38 protein-coding genes and 1 pseudogene are annotated in these 20,953 nt (G+C 44.7%); all 39 read left to right on the top strand.

Translation table 11 applies throughout. The features are described 5' to 3' along the window. The first annotated feature begins 38 nt into the window (after positions 1-38). Positions 39-317 carry a helix-turn-helix domain-containing protein gene (locus FLK61_RS12490; protein WP_176009724.1) on the top strand — a complete coding sequence of 93 codons (279 nt, stop codon included), beginning with the start codon at positions 39-41 and terminating at the stop codon, positions 315-317. After that, positions 305-472 (top strand): hypothetical protein, encoded by a 168-nt coding sequence (locus tag FLK61_RS12485; RefSeq protein WP_176009723.1) that lies wholly within the window; start codon positions 305-307, stop codon positions 470-472. Before FLK61_RS12490 ends, FLK61_RS12485 begins: the two co-directional genes overlap by 13 nt. After that, a complete protein-coding gene (locus tag FLK61_RS20235; RefSeq protein WP_283811849.1) occupies positions 469-591 on the top strand; it encodes a hypothetical protein in 123 nt (40 codons plus the stop codon). The genes FLK61_RS12485 and FLK61_RS20235 overlap by 4 nt, the downstream gene beginning before the upstream one ends. Before the next feature lie 13 nt (positions 592-604). Next, the gene (locus FLK61_RS12480) at positions 605-772 is read left to right on the top strand and encodes a hypothetical protein (protein WP_176009722.1); all 168 of its coding nucleotides are present in this window, start codon (positions 605-607) and stop codon (positions 770-772) included. A gap of 99 nt (positions 773-871) precedes the next feature. Next, the gene (locus FLK61_RS12475) at positions 872-2,884 is read left to right on the top strand and encodes an AAA family ATPase (RefSeq protein WP_176009721.1); all 2,013 of its coding nucleotides are present in this window, start codon (positions 872-874) and stop codon (positions 2,882-2,884) included. 1 nt (position 2,885) lies between these two features. Beyond that, the gene (locus tag FLK61_RS12470; RefSeq protein ID WP_176009720.1) at positions 2,886-4,049 is read left to right on the top strand and encodes a hypothetical protein; all 1,164 of its coding nucleotides are present in this window, start codon (positions 2,886-2,888) and stop codon (positions 4,047-4,049) included. Then, positions 4,049-4,750, top strand: a complete 702-nt coding sequence (locus FLK61_RS12465; RefSeq protein WP_176011232.1) for an MBL fold metallo-hydrolase — start codon at positions 4,049-4,051, stop codon at positions 4,748-4,750. The genes FLK61_RS12470 and FLK61_RS12465 overlap by 1 nt, the downstream gene beginning before the upstream one ends. A gap of 168 nt (positions 4,751-4,918) precedes the next feature. Next, complete coding sequence (locus FLK61_RS12460; RefSeq protein ID WP_176009719.1) at positions 4,919-5,320, top strand: YopX family protein; 402 nt, start codon at positions 4,919-4,921, stop codon at positions 5,318-5,320. 159 nt (positions 5,321-5,479) lie between these two features. Beyond that, positions 5,480-6,325: a DnaD domain-containing protein gene (locus FLK61_RS12455; RefSeq protein ID WP_176009718.1), complete on the top strand. Its 846-nt coding sequence runs from the start codon at positions 5,480-5,482 to the stop codon at positions 6,323-6,325. Continuing rightward, a complete protein-coding gene (locus FLK61_RS12450; RefSeq protein WP_176009717.1) occupies positions 6,294-7,064 on the top strand; it encodes an ATP-binding protein in 771 nt (256 codons plus the stop codon). Before FLK61_RS12455 ends, FLK61_RS12450 begins: the two co-directional genes overlap by 32 nt. Before the next feature lie 12 nt (positions 7,065-7,076). Further along, positions 7,077-7,364, top strand: a complete 288-nt coding sequence (locus tag FLK61_RS12445) for a hypothetical protein (RefSeq protein ID WP_176009716.1) — start codon at positions 7,077-7,079, stop codon at positions 7,362-7,364. 16 nt (positions 7,365-7,380) lie between these two features. Further along, on the top strand, positions 7,381-7,689 hold the full coding sequence (locus FLK61_RS12440; RefSeq protein ID WP_176009715.1) for a hypothetical protein: 309 nt from the start codon (positions 7,381-7,383) through the stop codon (positions 7,687-7,689). Next, a complete protein-coding gene (locus tag FLK61_RS12435) occupies positions 7,686-8,048 on the top strand; it encodes a hypothetical protein (RefSeq protein WP_176009714.1) in 363 nt (120 codons plus the stop codon). The genes FLK61_RS12440 and FLK61_RS12435 overlap by 4 nt, the downstream gene beginning before the upstream one ends. 1 nt (position 8,049) lies before the next feature. Beyond that, positions 8,050-8,406, top strand: coding sequence for a RyR domain-containing protein (locus tag FLK61_RS12430; RefSeq protein ID WP_176009738.1), 357 nt, complete (start codon positions 8,050-8,052; stop codon positions 8,404-8,406). A 164-nt stretch (positions 8,407-8,570) separates the two neighbouring features. Next, the gene (locus FLK61_RS12425) at positions 8,571-8,738 is read left to right on the top strand and encodes a hypothetical protein (protein ID WP_176009713.1); all 168 of its coding nucleotides are present in this window, start codon (positions 8,571-8,573) and stop codon (positions 8,736-8,738) included. Further along, a complete protein-coding gene (locus FLK61_RS12420) occupies positions 8,731-9,036 on the top strand; it encodes a hypothetical protein (protein ID WP_176009712.1) in 306 nt (101 codons plus the stop codon). The genes FLK61_RS12425 and FLK61_RS12420 overlap by 8 nt, the downstream gene beginning before the upstream one ends. Further along, positions 9,017-9,181 carry a hypothetical protein gene (locus tag FLK61_RS12415; protein WP_176009711.1) on the top strand — a complete coding sequence of 55 codons (165 nt, stop codon included), beginning with the start codon at positions 9,017-9,019 and terminating at the stop codon, positions 9,179-9,181. Before FLK61_RS12420 ends, FLK61_RS12415 begins: the two co-directional genes overlap by 20 nt. Further along, the gene (locus FLK61_RS12410; RefSeq protein ID WP_176009710.1) at positions 9,181-9,819 is read left to right on the top strand and encodes a dUTP diphosphatase; all 639 of its coding nucleotides are present in this window, start codon (positions 9,181-9,183) and stop codon (positions 9,817-9,819) included. Before FLK61_RS12415 ends, FLK61_RS12410 begins: the two co-directional genes overlap by 1 nt. Then, positions 9,809-10,261, top strand: coding sequence for a DUF1064 domain-containing protein (locus FLK61_RS12405; protein WP_176009737.1), 453 nt, complete (start codon positions 9,809-9,811; stop codon positions 10,259-10,261). The genes FLK61_RS12410 and FLK61_RS12405 overlap by 11 nt, the downstream gene beginning before the upstream one ends. Positions 10,262-10,272: 11 nt before the next feature. Further along, positions 10,273-10,470: a hypothetical protein gene (locus FLK61_RS12400; RefSeq protein ID WP_176009709.1), complete on the top strand. Its 198-nt coding sequence runs from the start codon at positions 10,273-10,275 to the stop codon at positions 10,468-10,470. Between the two features lie 13 nt (positions 10,471-10,483). Continuing rightward, positions 10,484-10,696, top strand: coding sequence for a hypothetical protein (locus tag FLK61_RS12395; protein WP_176009708.1), 213 nt, complete (start codon positions 10,484-10,486; stop codon positions 10,694-10,696). Positions 10,697-10,732: 36 nt separating this feature from the next. Continuing rightward, on the top strand, positions 10,733-11,047 hold the full coding sequence (locus tag FLK61_RS12390; protein WP_176009707.1) for a hypothetical protein: 315 nt from the start codon (positions 10,733-10,735) through the stop codon (positions 11,045-11,047). 40 nt (positions 11,048-11,087) lie between these two features. Further along, positions 11,088-11,411 carry a hypothetical protein gene (locus FLK61_RS12385; protein ID WP_176009706.1) on the top strand — a complete coding sequence of 108 codons (324 nt, stop codon included), beginning with the start codon at positions 11,088-11,090 and terminating at the stop codon, positions 11,409-11,411. Positions 11,412-11,453: 42 nt separating this feature from the next. Beyond that, entirely contained in the window at positions 11,454-11,732 is a 279-nt protein-coding gene (locus FLK61_RS12380; protein WP_176009736.1) for a hypothetical protein, read from the top strand. A 75-nt stretch (positions 11,733-11,807) separates the two neighbouring features. After that, positions 11,808-12,227 (top strand): DUF722 domain-containing protein, encoded by a 420-nt coding sequence (locus FLK61_RS12375; RefSeq protein ID WP_176009704.1) that lies wholly within the window; start codon positions 11,808-11,810, stop codon positions 12,225-12,227. Between the two features lie 230 nt (positions 12,228-12,457). Beyond that, positions 12,458-12,961 carry a terminase small subunit gene (locus FLK61_RS12370; protein WP_249777588.1) on the top strand — a complete coding sequence of 168 codons (504 nt, stop codon included), beginning with the start codon at positions 12,458-12,460 and terminating at the stop codon, positions 12,959-12,961. Continuing rightward, positions 12,951-14,257 (top strand): annotated as a pseudogene (locus FLK61_RS12365) (PBSX family phage terminase large subunit). Before FLK61_RS12370 ends, FLK61_RS12365 begins: the two are co-directional and overlap by 11 nt. Positions 14,258-14,314: 57 nt before the next feature. Next, complete coding sequence (locus FLK61_RS12360; RefSeq protein WP_249777587.1) at positions 14,315-15,751, top strand: phage portal protein; 1,437 nt, start codon at positions 14,315-14,317, stop codon at positions 15,749-15,751. 5 nt (positions 15,752-15,756) lie between these two features. After that, entirely contained in the window at positions 15,757-16,878 is a 1,122-nt protein-coding gene (locus FLK61_RS12355; RefSeq protein ID WP_176009701.1) for a phage minor capsid protein, read from the top strand. Between the two features lie 2 nt (positions 16,879-16,880). Continuing rightward, on the top strand, positions 16,881-17,072 hold the full coding sequence (locus FLK61_RS12350) for a hypothetical protein (RefSeq protein ID WP_176009700.1): 192 nt from the start codon (positions 16,881-16,883) through the stop codon (positions 17,070-17,072). After that, positions 17,065-17,394: a hypothetical protein gene (locus tag FLK61_RS20080; protein WP_249777592.1), complete on the top strand. Its 330-nt coding sequence runs from the start codon at positions 17,065-17,067 to the stop codon at positions 17,392-17,394. The genes FLK61_RS12350 and FLK61_RS20080 overlap by 8 nt, the downstream gene beginning before the upstream one ends. A gap of 17 nt (positions 17,395-17,411) precedes the next feature. Continuing rightward, positions 17,412-17,636 (top strand): hypothetical protein, encoded by a 225-nt coding sequence (locus tag FLK61_RS20075; RefSeq protein ID WP_249777591.1) that lies wholly within the window; start codon positions 17,412-17,414, stop codon positions 17,634-17,636. Between the two features lie 76 nt (positions 17,637-17,712). After that, a complete protein-coding gene (locus FLK61_RS12340; RefSeq protein WP_176009698.1) occupies positions 17,713-18,621 on the top strand; it encodes a capsid protein in 909 nt (302 codons plus the stop codon). A 45-nt stretch (positions 18,622-18,666) separates the two neighbouring features. Further along, entirely contained in the window at positions 18,667-18,984 is a 318-nt protein-coding gene (locus FLK61_RS12335) for a hypothetical protein (protein WP_176009697.1), read from the top strand. A gap of 12 nt (positions 18,985-18,996) precedes the next feature. Further along, positions 18,997-19,422, top strand: coding sequence for a head-tail connector protein (locus FLK61_RS12330; protein WP_176009735.1), 426 nt, complete (start codon positions 18,997-18,999; stop codon positions 19,420-19,422). Further along, entirely contained in the window at positions 19,373-19,705 is a 333-nt protein-coding gene (locus FLK61_RS12325) for a putative minor capsid protein (protein ID WP_176009695.1), read from the top strand. The genes FLK61_RS12330 and FLK61_RS12325 overlap by 50 nt, the downstream gene beginning before the upstream one ends. Continuing rightward, the gene (locus FLK61_RS12320) at positions 19,705-20,052 is read left to right on the top strand and encodes a minor capsid protein (protein WP_176009694.1); all 348 of its coding nucleotides are present in this window, start codon (positions 19,705-19,707) and stop codon (positions 20,050-20,052) included. The genes FLK61_RS12325 and FLK61_RS12320 overlap by 1 nt, the downstream gene beginning before the upstream one ends. A gap of 10 nt (positions 20,053-20,062) precedes the next feature. Beyond that, on the top strand, positions 20,063-20,452 hold the full coding sequence (locus tag FLK61_RS12315; protein ID WP_176009693.1) for a minor capsid protein: 390 nt from the start codon (positions 20,063-20,065) through the stop codon (positions 20,450-20,452). Next, a complete protein-coding gene (locus tag FLK61_RS12310; protein ID WP_176009692.1) occupies positions 20,453-20,899 on the top strand; it encodes a phage tail tube protein in 447 nt (148 codons plus the stop codon). Positions 20,900-20,953 lie beyond the last annotated feature (54 nt).

Genomic DNA, 20,953 nt, shown 5'->3' with positions numbered 1-20,953 from the left:
CTCGAAAAATTTCGTTTATCGAAAGGGAGTGCATGTAGATGGAACTAGATTTTGGCAAGGTGATGAGACAAGCGAGGGAGCGTGCCGGATTTTCGCAGGAACGAATGGCACACGATATGTATACCTCAATATCCGCAGTCAGCAAGATGGAGACAGGCAAGCAACGAATCGAATTGAGCATGTTTACAAACTGGATGCGTCACACAAACGCACAGGACTTAATGATAGCCGCGATGGTAGGCATGGATGTAACAACGATCCAACCGGTACTTGAGGCACTAACACGAATTGTAGGAGGGTTTATATGCGTCTTGTAAGAGTTTACGTAGAGATTAACGGAAAGTGTGAGGAACTAGATTTGGAGATTAATAGCTCGGCAGAAATCAGACCGGCTGTTAACCAGGCAGTGTTGGACAAGATCGGCAACATCGATCATCAGGTCATTGGCTTTGAGAGGGCGGTGTATCAATGACGGATGAGCAGGAAGAAATCATCTTACACTTGCTCGATGTGGTCACAGCAAAAGGTATTGTGTGGGTAGCGATCATCATTCCCCTATATATGATGTTCAGTTTTCTTAAGACATTTTAAGGAGGTGAGACACATGACAGGTACAGAGCTGGTTGGGCTTATAGACGATGCGATAAGAGAGGCAAAGATTGCTGCTAGCAAGACGGAAAACGTTATCCAAGAATTAGAAAGACTTAAGGAGTATGCAGGTGAAGTCGAGTATCGCGAAAGCGAACTATACCAAAAAAGATCCGCCCAGTAATTACACTACTGAACGGATCAAGGGATTGTTGCCTCTAAAGATATAGTCCTCTTTAGTATAGCACAACCCGAAAAATTAAACAAGTGGAGGGTTTATCCAATGAAGAAAATCAAATTAATCACAATGAAACTACGCAACTTTAAGGGCATTAAGCTCTTTGAACTACACGCCGACGGCGACAATGCTCGTATCTTTGGTGACAATGCGACAGGGAAGACAACACTCTTTGATGCAGCTATGTGGCTCCTGCTTGATAAGGACGCCAACAACCGCGCAGACTTCCAAATCAAGACGGTCGATGCCGACGGTAATGTGATCCACGGCTTGGAGCATGAGGTACTCGCATCATTTACCGTCGACAACAAGCCTCTTACACTCCAAAAAATCTATAAGGAAAAGTGGACGAAGAAGCGCGGCGCCGCAACATCCGAATTTACTGGACACACGACAGACTATCTCGTTAATGAAGTACCAGTCAAAAAAGGAGACTATCAATCCAAAGTGGCTGAGCTTATCGATGAGGAAACATTTAAGCTCCTGACCAATCCAGCCTACTTTAACGAACACCTTAAGCGTGAGCAACGCCGTGACATCCTCCTAGAGGTGTGTGGTGACGTATCGAATGAAGACGTACTAAACAGCAATGACAAGCTAAAAAAGCTGTCAGGACGCCTAGCAGAGCACACAATCGACGAGATCAAAGCGATCGTCAAGAGCAAGAAAAAGAAGATCAACGACGAGCTTGAGGCGATCCCGGTACGTATTGACGAAATCGATCGCACCTTGCCTGACATCGCAGGTCTTAAGCGAGAAAAGATCAAGGATGATATTGACGTTGTAGATGCCAAGATCGAGGCGCTAGATGATGAGGTCACACAGGTTCGAAACGGTAACGCAATTGCAAGCTATCAAAACGAGATCACGGAGTTGAAAGGCCAACTAACAAATTTAAAGTATGAGCACGGAGACAAAGAGCGTGCTGCTACATCGGATTTAAAGAAAGAGCTTAACGACAAAAAGGACAGGCTGTCTGATCTCCAAGCGCAACATAGTCGTTTAGTTCGCGAAATGGAATCGCTCGGAAATGATCGTAATTGGTCAAATCAAGAGCTCCAAAAGCTTCGTAACAAGTTTAGTGAGATCAACTCACAAGAGTATAAAGAAGAGTTTCATCATACTGGCGAGGATACATGTCCAACATGTGCGCAAGCATTGCCGGCCGACCAAGTCAAAGAAGCTCACGAGAAGGCAAAAGAAGACTACAACAAGCGAAAGCAAGCCTTTAACGCTAGTAAGTCTCAGCAACTTGAGGACATCAATGCACGAGGCAAAAGACTAAAAGTAGATTACCAAACACTTGAGCAACGTTACAAGGATGCGGACGATGCCGCCAAAGAAGTCGAGCAAAAGATCGGCGAGGTAGCAAACGATGTTGACGAGCTAAAGGCGCAACTTAAAGACAAGGAATCAAACCTCACGCCGTTTGAAGAAACGGAAGCATACAAGGAAAAGATGACCGAAATCAACGAGACGGAATTTACGTTAAACATGAACAAAGAGAAAGCAAATGAACAGATCGTAAAGCTTAAAGAGAATCGCCAGGAGCTTATCACAAAGCGTGACGCATTACGTGAGCAACTAGATATGTTAGATCAGCATGAGCGCGCACAGGAACGCCGTGACGAGCTTGCAGACCGTGAACGAACACTAGCATCCGAATACGAAAAACTAGAGCAAGAGGTGTATCTAGCGGACGAGTTTATCAAGGCAAAGGTTGCGCTCCTAGAGGATAAGATCAACAGCAAGTTTAAGATGGCGAACTTTAAGCTCTTCGAAACGCAGATTAATGAGGGAGTCAAAGAAACGTGTGAGACAACGTACAATGGCGTCCCTTACAGCAAGGGCTTAAACAATGCAGCACGAATCAACGTGGGCCTAGACATCATCGACACACTAGCCGAGCACTACCAAGTGTCTGCACCAATCTTTGTTGATAACGCGGAGGCAGTTACAAAGCTAATCGACATCGATGCACAACTCATTAGCCTAGTCGTGTCCGAGCAAGACAAAGAGCTACGAGTAGAAACACCAATCAAACAGGAGGCGGTATAGAATGGGAGACTTTTCAACTGGATTAGCAAAGGTAAGTAGCACGTACGCACCGATGATTGAGCGTCAATTAACAAGCAATGGTGTAAATATGGACGACTACTCAAAATCATGTGTCGTCAATGCTATTGCAGCTATTAACAACGTACTTGATACCAAAGGAATCAAATGGAACGACGCTGACCTAGATCAAAACAACCTAACGGACATTCTCTTGAAAGTGTCTGCTTTAAAGCTTAATGCATCATCTGATCCACGCGAGGTGTACTTTCAAACACGTAACGTCAAAGTGAAGGTTCCAGGGCAAAAGGACGCATGGAAGAAGCAAATCGAAATGGGGATTGAGGGCGATGGCAATGATGCCATCCTCTCTCGATTCGGTCGAGATGTGAAGCAAGTAGCACAAGTATGGCTGGTTCGTGAAGGTGATGCCTTTACCTATCCAACTTATACAGGGCTTGAGTTATCTCCACCATCTTGGTCGCCTACAGGCAAGGGCAAGGTGCTACGTGTTGTTTATCCGATCATCAAGACAAACGACGTCGTGGAATACCATATCGGAGAACGCGAGGACGTCGTTCGTAACCTAATCGCTCACATTAAAAACAACCTTATGAATGAAACGTTTGGGATTGCGAAAAGTCGATTCGATGCCAGCCCTAAGCAAAAGCAGGAAATTGACGCAAAGAAAAACGAGATCATGAACAAGGTAAAGGAAATGAGCTTAGATGACGCGCTAGATAGTGAAGATATTCAGCAATATATCAGCCCGGCATGGAAGGATCCACAAAGCCGTGAGTCTATGATCATCCGTAAAATGCGAAACAACGTTGTAAAGAAAATCCCCAAAGACTTTGCTACGTCATTTGCATCTATCCAGTACGAACGAGCTACGACAGACGAGTACACGAAACAAGTACAAGAAGACATCAGCCGCAATGCTAATCAAGCGTTTATTGACATTCCTCATAGTGAAGTAGATGACGATCCTACTCCAGATCCAGAACCAGAAGTGAAACCGCAAGCAGATCCACCTAAGCAAACGGAAACGATCGACGTGGACACTGGAGAAATATTCGATGCTCCGCAAAAAGATAGCAAGCATCAAGATATATACGATGACTTCGACAAAGCGCAGAACTCCGATCAACCTGGTCTAGGATTTTAATCATGATCATCAAGACATTAGCGACAGGATCAACAGGTAACTGCTATTACATCAGTGATGGCATTACCTCCATCCTGATCGAGGCAGGCATTCCGTTTAAGAAGATACAGCGCAAGCTAGATTTTGAGACTAGCAGTCTTGCAGGCTGCTTAATCTCACACGAGCATTTAGATCACTGTAAGGCGATTGAAGACGTCGCCAAGGCAGGCATCGACATTTACCTATCCCTTGGCACCAAAGAAGCGTTAGGAGCTACTGGACACCGCCTGAAAACGATCGAAGCAAAGCAACCCTTTACCCTTGGCACACTTACGATCATGCCATTCGAGGTCGAACACGACGTATCGGAGCCACTAGGCTTCTTGATCGCATCGAAGAATGGTGACAAGCTGCTGTTTGCATCTGACACGTACTTTGTTCGATACAGATTTAAAGGCTTAACACACATCATGGTGGAGTGTAATTACTCGGAGGACATCTTAGATCGAAACATCTCAACTGGACGTACGCACAAGGCACAGAAAAAGCGCTTGCTACGCTCACACTTTAGCTTAGACAACGTGAAGGAGTTTTTACTCGCCAACGATTTATCGAAGGTACAGGAGATATGGCTCCTACACCTAAGTGACAGCAACAGCGACGAGGAACGCTTTAAACGTGAGGTGCAAGAGGTCACTGGCAAGGTGGTGTACGTACCTTGATGTACAAGATCCCCATCCCACAACCCATCATCAACATTGCATCGACAAGCGAAAACAAAAAGGCAGTCTACGAGGCGTTTGTAAAAGCGTACTTGAGACGTAATCACAGCGACATGGTACTGGTCGAGATTAAGCAAAGAAACGCTATTTGTGAGAGGAGAGAGGGCAATGAGAGAGCATAAATATCGCTTTTGGAAAGATAACACAAAAGAAATGCTAGATCTAAAACAAGTATTAAGATATTTGGTCGATATCGTGACAGTTTTTGAAGGTAAGTATGACAACTTTAAACCATTACAATACACAGGATTAAAAGACAAGAACGGCGTGGAGATTTACGAGGCAGATGTTGTAACATTCAACGACTTTGATTCATTGCGAACAGGAGGTCTAACAAGCGACTGCATTATTACAGGAAAAGTCGTATTTGCATACGGTATGTGGATCGTAAAAAGCAATGATAATGAACACGATTTGTACCAAGCTCTAATTAATGACGAGGAGTTTGAAGTCATCGGAAACATCTACGAGAATCCAGAACTACTATTACTGGAACAGTCCAATGGCTAACAACCGCAAACGAGGCAGAAAAGGCGTGCTGCTGTACAGACGTGAGGGAGATCACAAAGTTTGGCTGTATGAGCAACTTCGTAAGGACGAGCTAAACGCAAGGCGTCGGCAAGGCTGGCGAGAGGTTAAGTAAGTAACAGCAACGAGGGGATGAGCAATATGGCGAAATTTAGAAAGGTACACACCGACTTTTGGAACGATGTCCGAGTCGTAGAGGAGATGACACCCGAGGATAAATACTTCTTTCTTTATCTGCTGACGAATCCGAAAACAACGCAGATTGGTATTTATCAGATCACAAAGAAGCAAATAGCCTTTGACACTGGATATTCAATGGAGAGTGTCAATGCCCTTTTAGATCGTTTTACTCGCCACCATAATTTAGTGATTTATAACGAGGAAACGAGAGAGCTTGCTATCAAAAATTGGGGCAAATACAACCTTGATCGTGGAGGTAAGCCAGTAATCGACTGTGTGAACTCGGAATTGAAAGAGGTCAAGGACAAATCTCTCATTCCGATCATCGCAGAAAACGTAGAACGCAGAGATATCAAGGCTTTGTACGATACGTACCACGAGTCGTCCACGAGTCGTACCACGATAAGGGGACAAGAAGAAGAAAAAGAAGAAGAAAAAGAAGAAGAAAAAGAAGAAGAAAAAGAAGAAGAAAAAGAGGCAGTGTCGAGCATCGTAAATTTTTGGGATGATAACGACTTTGGATACAACAACGTACATGGAAAAAACCAGTTGTTGTCGTGGTTGGATGACTCTAGATTTAAGAATCCATCTGAAATGATTCTTGAAGCCATGAAAATAGCATGCTCGAATAACAAACGTTACTTGAAATACGTCGAGGGCATCCTCAAGAACTGGAACAACGAATCCTTGCTAACTCTCGAAGAGGTCAAGGCGAATGACAGGAAGGGGGCACATCATGGACAGCCTAAGCCAAGTTACGCAGGATATGACTTTGATGCAGCGCAAACAGATGACCTCCCTTTCTGACGAGAGGTGTCCTAACTGTAAGAAATACATGCACTACCGCGATGACAGCGTCTTTTGCTTCTACTGCGAAGAGATAGCGCTAGAGGACAAACGACTAGAGGAAGAGGCTAAGAACATGATCCACCGTCGCAAGCTACTAGAGTCCTCACGCATGTTTGACGATGCGAGCTTGATAAACGATCGGCTTAAGGTGGCGACATTCGATAACTACCATCCCGAAGAAGACGACTTGAAGAAAGCCAAACGCCACTGTGAACGTTACGCCGAAAACTTTAGCTTTGATAACCCTGTGAATCTGCTGCTAATGGGTAGCTACGGTACTGGCAAGAGTCATCTAGCCGTATCGATCGTGAAAGAGCTCGTGGATAAACGAATTAACTCGATCTTTATATCGGTGCCAATGCTGATGACCAAGATCAAGAGTACGTTCAATCGCAACAGCGACGTCACCGAGCTTAGTATCTTACGCACGATCCAAGAGGTGGATTGTCTTGTTTTAGATGACATTGGCGCTGAGCAGACTAAGAAAGCAAAAGATGACGAGGTAACGTGGGCTGTGTCGAAGCTTTGGGAGATCATTGATGGTCGCGCAGGTAAGCATACAATTTACACGACGAACTATGATCCCGAAGGACTGGGCAAAATTTTAGGCGCTCGAAACTTTAGCAGAATGATGGAGGGCATCTATCCAATCAAGATGTACGGCAAGGACTACAGGCTTAAGGCGTTTGAAAAATAAGGAGGATTGACCTTGAAAACAGGAGTGGCAATAACCAATACAGCTATTTTTGATGAAACACAGATCAGAGAAGGAAACATCATCGAGGTTGCTGTTGTCCATAACATGTCAGGAAGCACGATGGTTACGAGCAAGTATCTCATTCTAAATGTGAATGAAAAAGAATTGCTTGTCATGGGGATTAAATCAAAACGTGGTGATACAGAGTTCGAACACAGCAAAATCAAGATTAATCAGCTTTATAACCATCAAGCTGTTTATAGGTTAAAGATTACGAGCATCCAAACAGGATTGATCTAAACGAGGAGGAATGACAATGAACTTTGCACACGACTTACGCACGGCTAGGGATACATTTCTTCAAGAACAAGCGAGAGAAGTAGTTGAACAAAAACAGATGGAACTGATATTTACAGCTAAAAAAGGTTTTACGCAACAAAAATTTACTATTTCAGAAGACCTAGAATACATGAGGTCACAAGATTTTGCCAACATCGTAGAAACGTTTTTAGATGGCGTCAAGGTGCGGTATGAAGTGAGAGAGGAAGAGATAGGCGCTTTCTTTAGGATCACTAAACCACAGCATTACCTCGTATTCGACTGGTCGGAGGAGGACAAATCATGACACTACAAGTTGGGGATTGGGCGCTAGTAGAAGGTTTAGGAATGGTACGAGTTTTAAATATATATCCATCAATAGCAGAGAAATCATTGCATGTGACTGGAGAGAAGGAAGTGTTTAAATCAACACACATTGCTAATGTGCATGCACCTAACATCGGCTGTGATGTGAATGTGGATTATGGAGACCTAAAACCAATTAAAAAAAATTCAGAATTAATACAGGTTGGAAATTTTTATCATCATCCCACAAAAGGAAAAGTAAAAGTGGTAAGGGTTGTTGCTGATGTAGATGTGCTTTCTGATGGCACTTTTTGGAGCGTAGACGCAGACAGTTTGAAGCCAATTGAGGAGGGCGAGTAACATGAATCAAAACATCGAGCTAATTGCAAAGGTATGTCACAGCGTCAACAAGGCATATTGCGAGAGTATCAACGACTTTTCACAGGTGGATTGGGAGGATGCTCCAGAATGGCAAGTTGATTCTGCTATCAACGGTGTGAAGTATCACCTAGAAAACGACGTAACGCCCGAGCAGTCACATGAGAGTTGGTTAAAGCAGAAACTAGAAGAGGGTTGGGTGTATGGCAAAGAGAAGGACGCTGAGCTTAAAACACATCCATGCATTATGCGATATGACGAGCTGCCGAAGCGACAGCAAGCAAAAGACAAGCTATTTAAGTCAGTCGTAGATAGCTTTAAAGGTCAGCAACATGTGTAACTGCAACGGAGAAGGCAGACGCTACGAGGTTGACGGGTCGGTCATGATCGTCGCCCCTTGCCCTGACTGTCCGCCAGACGTGAGAGAGGCACGGAAACAACGGTCAAAGGCACGCATTGAGAGGTTGCTCCAGGAGGCACGAGCAAAAATGAGGAGGGAGTCACATGTATCTTAGCAAGATGGTCGAGCATAAACAGATCGTCGATGAGTTGCATTCAAAGGGATTCTACTACAGCGAAAATGGGAGATCGCTAGAGTCGCTTAAACTGTCAGAGCTTAAGAGAGAGCAGGTACGACTACCAGAGTTACGTGAGGTGGCTGAGAATGCTTGAAGAGGCGAACATCGCAAGTATCGAGCGTAAGCACATGATTAGAGAGTTTGGCACAACGGAATTACTCTTCGATGGGATGGATTTAGCGTTCAGTGTGTCAGAATTAGCCGAGATTCGTCAATTATGGGTTGAGGGTTATACTACCATTCAAATCGCAAAACGTTTGAACAGGGACAAAAATGAGGTGTTTCTCGCGGTATTTCACTTGTCGTTTAAAAACAGGAAAGATCGCAAGGACAACATCGTGATGAGAGTGCCGCAACTGAGAGGTGATGACGATGCCGGTGCTACGGGATAAAGGAGATCGTTACAGACCAGTCGTAACCGTCGCTAAAGCTAAAAAGGGAGTACCTACGGTCGTGGAGATCAGTGGGCAGCGCTATACATTAACGCATCCAGATCACAAGAGGGGTGCGCAGGAGATTAAGAGGAGGGCGAAGTAGTGAATCTAACACCATTGTTTGAGGTACAACGGAAGCTAGATGACAAGATCGTGCAGGAGAAAGGCTTAGAGGGGCAAGATCTTTTGCCTGAGAAGGTACTGGCATTACTTGTGGAGCTTGGTGAATTAGCTAATGAGTGGAGAGGTTTTAAGTTTTGGTCGGAGGGTCGGGAAGCTAGAACAGAATACGTTTGTAAGTTCTGTGAAGGTAGTGAGTTAGTATCGACAACAGCAGAATTTGGAAACGAAGAACAGGGTTTTGATCTTTATGAAGTAGATGTCAGTTGTCCAGTTTGTGATGATGTTAATACAGATAAAAACCCACTCCTTGAGGAGTACGTTGACTGCTTGCATTTCATCTTGTCAATCGGTAATGACTTACAGATAACAGATTATGAAGTTTGGACGCATGCTGATACACACTACGTTAGACACCAATTCACAGAGGTTTTCGACTCGGTCACCACATTGAATCTGTTAATCAATCTAAACGATAAGAACATTCAAGTTGTTTACGAGGTTTTAGTAGCTAGATTCCTAGCTCTTGGAGAAATGCTCGGCTTCACATGGAAGCAGATCACCCAAGCCTACATGGAAAAGAATCGCGTGAACCACGAAAGGCAAGCTAATGGCTACTAAAGGCTACCGCAAATACAACGCTAAGAAGATCACCATCGGCGACATTGAGTTCGACAGCCAGACAGAGGCGCTCTACTATCAGGAGCTACGCAGAAACAAGCTAGTAAGCAAAATAGACCTACAGCCTGTCTATCAGATTATCAACCCGTACAAGGTCACCTGTAAGCGCTGTGGGGGTAATGGATCGACACTTAACACGAAGACAAGCAATTACAACAAATGTCGACTGTGTCAAGGTGCAGGAACACGGAGCAAACCAGGATCTATCTACACCGCAGATTTTAAAGTGACGTATGTGGATGGTCATGAGGAAGTGATCGACGTCAAAGGGGGGCCAGTAAGTAAGGACTTCCCTCTACGCAAAAAGTTGTTCGAGCTGAATACTGGCATGGAGCTAATCATTGTCCGCATGGATAAGCACAAGGGATGGATACGAAAATAGGAGGGCTTGCTATGAAACAAGTTAGAGTCATCAAATGCATGTCGCCACACGCCTCAGATTGTATCGTTTATCAGGCTGATCCAGAGGAGCTACAGAAGCGATATCCTCGCCGAGTGCGACCGCCTGACGAGCAGGAGGAGATTGACGCAAAGATGATGCAGCTAAAGATCAGTTATGAGTTGAGTGATAAGAGTCGGTATCGGTATTAGAGGGAGGTAGGTCATGGATAGAGGCGAAACGCTCGAACGACTTCGCGAGGAATATAAATCTATTTACGACGTCGCCTTAAATTTAGCTAAAGGTGGATACTTTGGACAAGTCACAATAGCGTCGTTAGAGGTAGAGGAAAAGAACGAACGGCATCCCATGAGAAAGAAGCAATTACAAAAACAGATTCAGAAAATGAAGTTAGAAAAGCGTAAAAACAAACGTTAGTGCGCATAATCGACATTTAGCGAAGGAGAGATAGTCATGAAAAGTTTTAACTGTGAGGTAGAACGCATCGATGAATTTATTGTAAGCGTAGACGAGTCTTTATTCACCGAAGAGTATATGGAGGCTTTTAGATCAGTGTATTTCGATTATTACACTATTGAGGAACATGTAGAGCACATTGCCAATATGCGTGCTAGATTCGGAAGACGACATATTGAAGGCTATGGCATCCCTCTAGAAAACGGAAAAGTACCGTATTGGGCTAAGAACCCAGAGGAAGTAAATCATCACATCAACATCGTTGTTGTTGCTGAAGATCATCATTGTGAAGTGGACATTACAGAAAAGTAATATTAAGACATATTATACGAAATTAAAAGGAGAGATAAATATGGAGGATGCTACAGAATATATCAAGATAAATTATCAGACTACAGAAAATAGATGTGGCTGCTGTAATCAGTTTTTAGAAAAACCTATAGTGGAGGATAAAACTTTCGAATTTAATAAGAAAGTATTGCTTGATTGGGAGGACTGGAAAAACCTTGAGTATCAGCATGATTTTGAGTACCAAATTGAATATCACATTCTTGAAGTTCTTAATGACTACACTAACTTGGACAATAAAAAGTTTTACATTCCTGAAGAAGAAACTAGTAAGCTCAGAAACTATATCTTAGAAGCGCTTAATATAAACTACCCCGATAAAATTTAACACACATTAACCCCATTATGTGCAGTAAAGGGAGGTGAGGCAGTGGATCAAATCGCAGAATACATTGACCGAGTGTTAGAAGCGAAAGCTATCGATCTATTAATTGAGCACTCTGATTTAGATGGTGATGTACTATCTTGGCTAAAGTCTTGCGGTGATAGACAGCAAAAAGTATCAATGTTTAATAAAGCCAGAGATCAGGGCTATGTATTGAAAACAACTATGGAAACGGAGTTAGACTTAAACGGCACTGACATTAAAGTGATTAACACTCACAAAGTCATGCTCAAAAAAGACGGCAAACTCTTGGGCACTCTTTAAACACAAAAAACCGCCCCTCTCAGGACGGTCCACCTACCGTTATTCTAGCACAAAACACTCTGGGAGGGGTTAAGTATGACAAAGATTAAAGCAAAGAGATCCACATTTAGGCACGTTGAGGGCGAGTGGAGCGATTACTATAAGACAATCCAAGAGATCAGAGACCTACGAGAAGAAATCGAGACCCCTTACCAAGAGATTGACACAAATACAGGTGGCGGACGATCAGGCTTTATCTCTGCGCCAACAGAGAGGACAGCTATTAACCTGATCGCCAGCCGTAAGCTACAGCACCGAGAAAAGATTGTTGCAGCTATAGAGGAAGTGTACAACGCCTTGCCAAAGGACCACAAGAAGCTTGTGCAAGTCAAATATTGGGGGCGTGAGAACCTTAATTGGGATGGTGTCGCTAACAGGTGTCACGTAAGTAGGAGACAGGCGATCGTATGGCGTAATCAGATCATCCAGGCGACGATTGAGGTGTTAGGTTGGTAAAGACTGCACTTTTTGCTCGTTAATCTGTTGTAATATAGTACCATGGAAGGCTGGTCGGCTAGGTATGTACCTATCTCGTTAGACCAACCGAATAAGGCAAGACCGAAAGCCATCTACGACATCGTGGGTGGCTTTTTACGTTGCTATCAGGGCACATTGATTGAGACACATAGAGCTCAGCCCTGATAGGAGGGTAAAACAAATAGATAAGGAGTTGAAGGTGAGATGTAATGATAAAACTGAGGGAAAAACAGAAACGTTTTGCTGAAAAGTACATCGAGCTTGGTAATGCTACGCAGGCTGCTATTGAGGCTGGTTACAGCAAGAAGACAGCGAAAGAGACTGGATATGAGAACCTCACCAAACCTCACATTAAGGCTTACATCGACACTCGACTCGCAGAACTGGACGAAAAAAGAGTCATGAAAGCAGATGAAGCGCTTGAGTTACTCACAAAAATAGCAAGAGGCGAGCTGAGTGATTCGGTCGTAGTGAGTGGAGGTTGGGGGTACGAGGTAATTAACAAACCGCCAGATATAAACCAACGTAAGGACGCTGCTAAAGAGCTTCTCAAACGCTACCCGATGAATAAGATGGACGAGCTAAAAGAACGCCTGTTAGAAGCTCAAATAACGAAGACTGAGGCAGAAACCAAGAACGAAGAAGCAGGGACACGAACGATCATCATTAACGATAAGGATGCGATGAGGAGGGCGATGGAAGATGATAGCTGAGCGAACAATTAATATTATGGAGCTCATGAATCGCAACTTCTACTCGTTCTGGCTAAATGATCGACCGAACAGCATTTTGTCTGGTGGGCGTTCAAGCATGAAATCATCTGTCATCTCGTTAAAGCTCGTGACGGACTTCTTGGGCGATGACCAAGGCAATGTTGTTTGCTTGCGTAAGGTTGCGAAGTACTTGAGTGGATCCGTGTACGAACAAATAAAGTGGGCGATTTATATGTTGGGCGTCGAACATGAGTTTTTCTTCGGGCGCTCGCCTTTGGTCATTAAACACAAGCCCACAGGCACAGGGTTTTACTTTCACGGGGTTGATGATCCACTAAAGCTAAAGTCTATGAATATCGCAAAAGGCTACTATATGGCGTTGTGGTACGAAGAGTTAGCAGAGTTTTCGGGCGTTGAGGATATTGACGTAGTCGAAGATACGTTCATCCGTCAGGATCTAGGCGATGGTAAGCAAGTTAAGATTTATTACAGCTACAATCCACCAAGAAACCCTTATTCGTGGGTGAATCAGTGGAAGGATAGCAAAGTAAACGATCCTAGTTACTTTTTGCACCATTCAACCTACATGGATGATGAGAAAGGCTTTTTATCAAGTCAGTTGCTCCGTAAGATCGAAACCTACAAGGGTAATGATTATGATTACTGGCGATGGATGTACTCGGGAGAAGTCATAGGCCTTGGTGATACGGTCTACAACATGGCTCACTTTCATGAAATTGATGAGTTACCTAAAAACGATGATATTATCATGGTCGACTTAGCGATTGATACAGGACACCAAGTGTCTGCGACAACGTATCTGGCGCTAGGTTTAACGAAGAGGCGTAATGTCGTCTTGTTGGACACTTACTACTACTCGCCAGCTAACAAGGTCGAGAAAAAGGCTCTAGTGAGTTTAGTAATGACCTAGCTGAGTTCACGAAGAAAATACGAGAAACGTACCGTAAACCGATTGACCAGCAAACGATCGATTCGGCTGAGGGTGCGCTTAGAAACCAGTATTTTAAGGATTATGGCGTTCGGTTACATCCAGTAGCGAAGAAAAAGAAAGTAACAATGATCGAAAACGTACAAGACCTACTTGCGCAAGGTCGTTTTTTTATGCTAAATACGAGCAACAATCAAATAGTTAAAACGGAGCACGAACGATACCAGTGGGATGCAGATACCTTGCAGAGTGACGATCCCAAAGTTATCAAAGAGGACGATCACACTTGTGACGCTTTGCAATATTACGTGATGGATAACTTACGTAAGTTAGGACTTAAATTTTAAGGCGGTGAGACTATGTTTGCAAACGTCGTATCAAAGATAAGGGGGTGGCTGCACAAGATGAAGCTCATTAAAAGCGTACAAAAGATCACGAAGCGTGAGGACGTTGTCGCAACAGAAAAGTTTTACGATCACATAGACGTATGGCGTCAGCTCTACCAAGGGCATTACAGCGAATGGCACGATGTTCGATACCATACGCTCAACGGGGAGCAAAAACGTAAAATGAAGACGCTCAACCTGCCTAAAGTGCTCTCACAGGAGATGGCGACGCTCGTATTTAACGAAAAGTGCGATATTAGCATTGATACTGGTGAGGGTGCGTTTGCGGACAGTGTGAAAGACGTCTTAGAGGCAAACGGTTTCGACAAACACTATCAAAACTACCTCGAATACATGTTTGCGATGGGTGGCATGGTCACAAAAGTGTATGTCGAGGACAAGGAGATCAAGATTAGCTATGTATCTGCTGAGTGCTTTGTGCCGATCACTTACAACGGTCGTACCGTCACAGAGGGCGCCTTTTTAACCGTTACCACTCATAAAGACTACAAATTTACGCTTGTGGAGTCTCACTTATGGATTGATGGTAACTATACGATCCGTAATGAGCTGTATAGAGACGCTAAAGGCAGTAAGGACTTAGGAACACTCGTACCATTATCAACGCTCTACGAGGATTTAGAGGACGAGGTCGTTATAAAGGACATGAGCCGTCCGATGTTTGTCTACACGAAGCCCAACATCGCCAATAACATCGAGATCGACAGCAACATGGGTATCTCGCTATTTGCCAATGCGTTAGACACGATCCATACGATCGACGACCTAGTCGACTCGTTTTACCGCGAGTTCAAGCTTGGTAAAAAGAAGATTATCGTAGGAGCTCAAGCGATCAAACACCATATAGATGCAGACGGTGATAGCAGACAGTACTTTGACACCGACAATGAGGTGTACGAGGCGTTTAACTTTGGTGATGCATCCGAAGACATGATAAAAGAGATCAATTTTGATTTGCGAGTAAACGAGCACATCGAGGCGATCAACGCGCAACTAGAGATCTTATGCTTGCAGACTGGTTTTAGTCCTGGGACGTTTACGTTTGAAGCTACTGGACTTAAGACGGCTACGGAGGTCATCAGCGAAAACAGCAAGACCTATAAGACACGTTCTAGCCACATCACACTGATTGAGGAGGGCATAAAGGAGCTCATCGCAACGATCAAAGATGTGGCTGCTTTGTATAACATCTTTACTGGACCAGACAAATACGAGGTTAAGGTAAACTTCGACGACTCTATCGCAGAGGACCGATCAACAAATGCCAGCTACTGGACGTCACTCGTAGGATCTGGACTAGCATCGAAGCTCCAAGCGATCCAAAAGGTGCAAAAGGTCACCGAAGAAGAAGCGATAGTGATCTTGGAGCAAATTGCGAAAGAGCAGAACGCAATGCAAGATGCTGAGGTTTTTAATAACGAGGACTTGGAGTGATCTAAATGGCACTCACACCGCAACAGCTACAAAACAGCGCGAAGCCAGTAACAGACATCTACAGTGGCATTGAGCTTGCAATCATGATTAACATTGCAGAGCGTTTAGGTTCTACGATCGAGGAACTACAGGACAATCCTGCGTTGTGGCAGTCTAACCGATTCGGTGAGCTTGCGGAGTTTTACCAACGACAGCGACGGTTTATCATCGCCCAAGCGCCAAAAGCTGAGAGAGAGCTTCGGCAGACGTTAAGCAAGACGGCGCTAGATCATATTGAGATAGGCGAAAAGGCGTTGCAGGAGGCATTTGACAAAGGGATTGTGCCAGTGTCGCCAGAGAGGCTCCGAGACGATCCGCAAATGCTCTCTATCTTGTCTAGTTACCAGCAACGAGCACGAAGTGACCTCAACATGATTAACACGTCCGTTTTAAACGGCTCACAGCAGGTATACCGCAACATAATCAGCGAGACGACCTCTAGGGTGCTGACAGGACAAATGACAGCAGATAGAGCGATACGATCGACGCTGTCCAAGTGGTCGGACAAAGGTATACCAACCCTGACTAGATCAGATGGTGCCACGCTATCAGCCGAGGGCTATGTAAGCATGATCGTCCGGTCCGTTACAAACGACGTTACAAACGATATGCAAATGACGCGTATCCAACAGTACGGCAACGACCTCATCGAGGTGTCGAGTCACATAGGAGCAAGACCACGGTGCGCACCTTTCCAAGGGCGCATTTTTTCGTTGTCTGGAAATAGCAATCGTTACCCTGCATGGTCCTCTACCAGCTACGGAGAGGCGGCAGGGTTGTTAGGCGTTAATTGTGGCCATCAAATCTATCCGTTTTTTGAGGGATTGAGCGTTGCGCCAGAGCCACCAAAACAAACAGCCGAGCAAAACGCAGAGGCCTACAAAGAGAGTCAACGTCAACGCCAGCTAGAGCGTGACATACGCAAAGCTAAGAACCGTCAAGACATCTTGGCCGCATCTGGTGACGTGGTAGGCGCAGAGCAAGCAAGAAAGCTTATCAGACAGAGACAGGGACGTATGCGTGGCTTTATTGATGAGTCGGGGCGCACGAGACGCTACGGCAGAGAACAAATCCAAAGGAGTGTTTAACCATGCTTCAAATTCAAGTGAAAGTCGCTGACATGGAGCCTGTTAAAGAGATTATGCATCAACTTAGCGACCTGATAGAGCAAATAGAAATTTCGGAGTTTAAGGATGAAAACGGAAACCAGTTAAAAACGAACTTTCATTATCAAAAAATCATTGAAGGTATCAAAGAGTTGGAGGGACTAGCAGATGAATAAAACACTATTTTTACCACTCAACCTACAGTATTTCGCTGAGGAACCAGCAGCCGAACCACAAGCTCCGGGCGCGGGCGAACCAACCCCGGAGCAACCAACGCAAGAGGATCAGAGCCAGTCGCAAGAGCCAACGGAGAAAGGGGGTGAACTAAGCGCTGACGAGGCTAAGAAGATGGCAGAGGCGGAGTTTTTGAAGAGTTTAGGGGTTGATAACTTCGACACGCTCAAAAACACGCTAGCCAAGCACAAAGAGTGGGAGGAAAGCCAGAAAACGGAGTCTGAGAAGCTCAACGACAAGCTAAAACGTTTGAGTCACAGCTAACAGAGAAGGACCAGACGTTGACAGACTTGCAGGCGGAGAATGCAGCTATTCGTAGTGGAATCACAGACGACAAGAACTTAAAAGCCGTTATGACACTCGCTAAATCGATGGTATCGGACGAGTTAGATATCGCCGGTGCAATCAAGCAAGTCGTAGAGGACTACCCACACTTTGCCGGATCGTCAGCAGAGGAAGAGAAGAGCCGACGTTTGTTCAAGGTAAGCATAGTAAGCAACAGCTGACCGATGAAGAGAAATTCATGCAGGCATTTAAGTAATTCGCACTTATACCACATTTAATTATTAGGAGGAATAACACATGGCAGAATTAAATTATGCTGAACTGTATCAAAAAACGCTCGAACAGAAATTTAGTAAGGAACTTATGTTTGTGGAGCTTTACAACTCTCCAAACAACTCTCGTATCCGTTTTACTAACGCAAAGACAATTCAAATTCCACGCATTGATGTAACAGGTATGACCGATACGAACCGTGACGCGATTACAGGATTCACACGTAAGGTTGACAACGATTGGGAGACAAAGACACTAGATCACGACCGTGAGTTTAGCACATTTATTGACCCAATGGACGTTGATGAGACAAACGATGCTGTAACAATCGCAAACACAACTCGTGTATTTAACGAGGAGCAAAAGATCCCTGAGATGGACAAGTACATGGCATCCAAGTTATATGCGGAGGCTACTGGCTTCGGTGTGACGCCAGTAACTACTGCTTTATCGGAGGCTAATGCTCTACAAATCTTTGATCAGATGATGGAGGATATGGATGAGGCAGAGGTACCTGCTGAGGGTCGTATCTTGTATGTTACTCCTGTCACGTACACAATCCTTAAAAACGCTGAAAAGCTTGAGCGCACTATCCAAGTGCAAGCCAATAACGGAGCTATTAACCGTTCTGTTCGTTCCCTTGATGATGTACAACTTAAGCGCGTACCGTCCAGCCGCATGAAGACGGTCTATGACTTTACAGTTGGCGCTGTTGCGGACGATGAAGCAGATCAGATCAACATGATCCTAGTGCATCCACGAGCTGTACTGTCTCCTATGAAATATGAGCAGGTGTTGCTAGGTGAACCTTCCGCGCTTTCTAAAGGGAAGCGAACGTACTACGAGCGCTCTTACTGGGATGTATTTGTGTTTGAGCGCAAGGCACCAGCTGTAGCTTTTCACACAACACCATCTGCAGAAGAAGAGGAATAAGAGGGCGCATATCGCGCTCTCTATTAATTTGAGGAGGTATCACACATGGCTAAAGTAAAAAAGGGCAATAAAGTCTTGCACGTAGACGATAAAGCAGTAGGTAGCTACTTAAAACAAGGTTTTGATCTGATTGGCGATAAAGGTGAAGTCGTTAAGCGTGCTACTGGCGGTAAATCCATTTCGGCTGCGGAGTATAACAAGGTCGTTGAGGAAAATGAGCGACTAAAGAAGCAGAATAGCCCGAATGCAGACCTCGAAAAAGAGAATGATGCTCTTAAGAAGCAAATCACAAAGCTACAAAAGGAAAAAACTGACGCTGAGGCTAAAGCAAAGGCAGCAGAGGAAGCTAAGACAGACAAATAGGAGGTGTAGGCAATGCCTTACATCGACGCAGATTACTACAACGATGAGTTTATGGGTACGCCGGTAGATGAGGCTGACCTACCGCGATTTATCCGACGTGCCAGTGACACGATCGACATGGTGACAAGGTATAAGATCAAAGACTTTGACACCCTAACAGACTTGCAAAAATCGCTTGTTAAAAAGGCGGTTGCGTCACAGGTAGAGTATATCGAGATAGCAGGGGGCGTAGAGGAGTTACTTGGTGACAATCTGCAATCCGTTACGGTAGGTAAGTTCTCGGCAGGTAAAGGGCAAGCATCACAAAATAATGGGGTGCAACTTGCACCGGAGGTGATCCGATATCTCGGGCCGACAGGTCTGTTGTACGCAGGAGGAGTGAGGGCATATGGCGCGACCGATTCCGAAGCGATTACTCCCCCATACTATTGGGTATAAAAAGTATCTTGGTAAAGGCAGAGAGGGCATTGAGTATGCGGAGGAGCAAGAGATCAAGCACGTCCGCATGGAGCCCTCATCCTCTTTAACTCGTGATAATAACGGTCAAGAGGTGCTTAAGCGCTCAACACTCTTTATCGATGCTCGTAACTCCGATCCAGTAATCAAGATGAGTGAGCAAGACATCGTGGTCTTTGACGAAGACGAGTACATCGTAAACAAGGTTGATTCGTTATACGCTAGGTCGTCCAATGTCCATCACTATGAAAATGAGATGATCTGATGAAAGCGCGAGTGGATTTTAACGCAGCAAAAATAAAGGCTAAGGCGTCAGGTGCAAAGAAACAAGCCCAAATGGTACTAGATAACGAGGTTGTTAAAGGCGGTAATAAGTTTATCCCATTCGATCGAGGTGATCTAGCGCAATCAGGGATACGAATGACGAACCCCGGATCTGGCAAGGTGACGTGGCAAATGCCTTATGCTAGGAAACTTTACTACAATCCGCAGTTTAACTTTAGCAAGGATAAAAATTCTCAAGCTGGTGGATTGTGGTTTGAACGCGCAAAGTCGCAAGAGTTACCTGCTTGGTTACGTATCACAGAGGCGGCATTCAAAAAATTCTTTTAGGAGGTGACGCATGGATTTCTTAGACCGAGTCATTGATGCGATGGAGGCTGATTTAACGCTGTTTGACATCGTAAGGATTGGCAACTTAGATCCTGACAACAGCATTGCAATCAGGCAATTTCCGACGTCACCCGGCACAAGGTTTTTTGATAACAGCCGTGATGATACGTTTGGGATTCAGGTACTCGTAAAGCACGCTAACGGTACCACAGCACGAAACACTATACAGTCGATAACAGATTACTTAGAGTCGTTAACCGGTGTCACATCGGATGACGGCTCTTTTCTATTGGTCAATATCGAGTGTAGCACCCTCCCCAACTGGGTGGAGGAGACAGACCGCAATCAACAAATATACACGGCGCTCTTTGAAGCGACCATCTATAGGGAGGCGACATAAATGGCATTTGAATTAAACTACAAAAATCAATTTAAGCTCGATGTAACACCAGATGCTGAAGAACCATCTTTCGAGACTCTAGCTGCCGGTATCTCATCTGTAGAGCCTGCAAACAACGAGGAGCTTGATCAGACAGCTTACTTCGACGGAGAAGGCTTTTCCGAGACGGATGTAATTGGCGCTCAGCTCGTATTATCCGTATCTGGACATCGTAAAGTTGGCGATGCTGCTCAAGACTACATTTTTTCCAAGTATCTTGAGGTTGGTGACGCACGACGAACGCGATTCGAGTGGGAAACACCATCGGGCGAGTTGTTCGAGGGCAATGTAACTATCGCTAACATCGAAGGTCCAGGCGGCGAGGCTCGTGCCAAAGGTGAGTTTAGCTTCGAGATCCATTTCAACGGTAAACCAGAATACACACCAGCACCAGAACCAACACCTTAAGACGAGAGAGGGCATCGCTCTCTCTTTTTTATTTATAACCTACTTTAGGAGTGA

The sequence above is a fragment of the Paenalkalicoccus suaedae genome (assembly GCF_006965545.2).
GTDB classification, from domain to species: Bacteria; Bacillota; Bacilli; order Bacillales; family Salisediminibacteriaceae; genus Paenalkalicoccus; species Paenalkalicoccus suaedae.
Note: the sequence above shows the minus strand (reverse complement) of the source record. Positions and strands in the feature narration are given on the sequence as shown.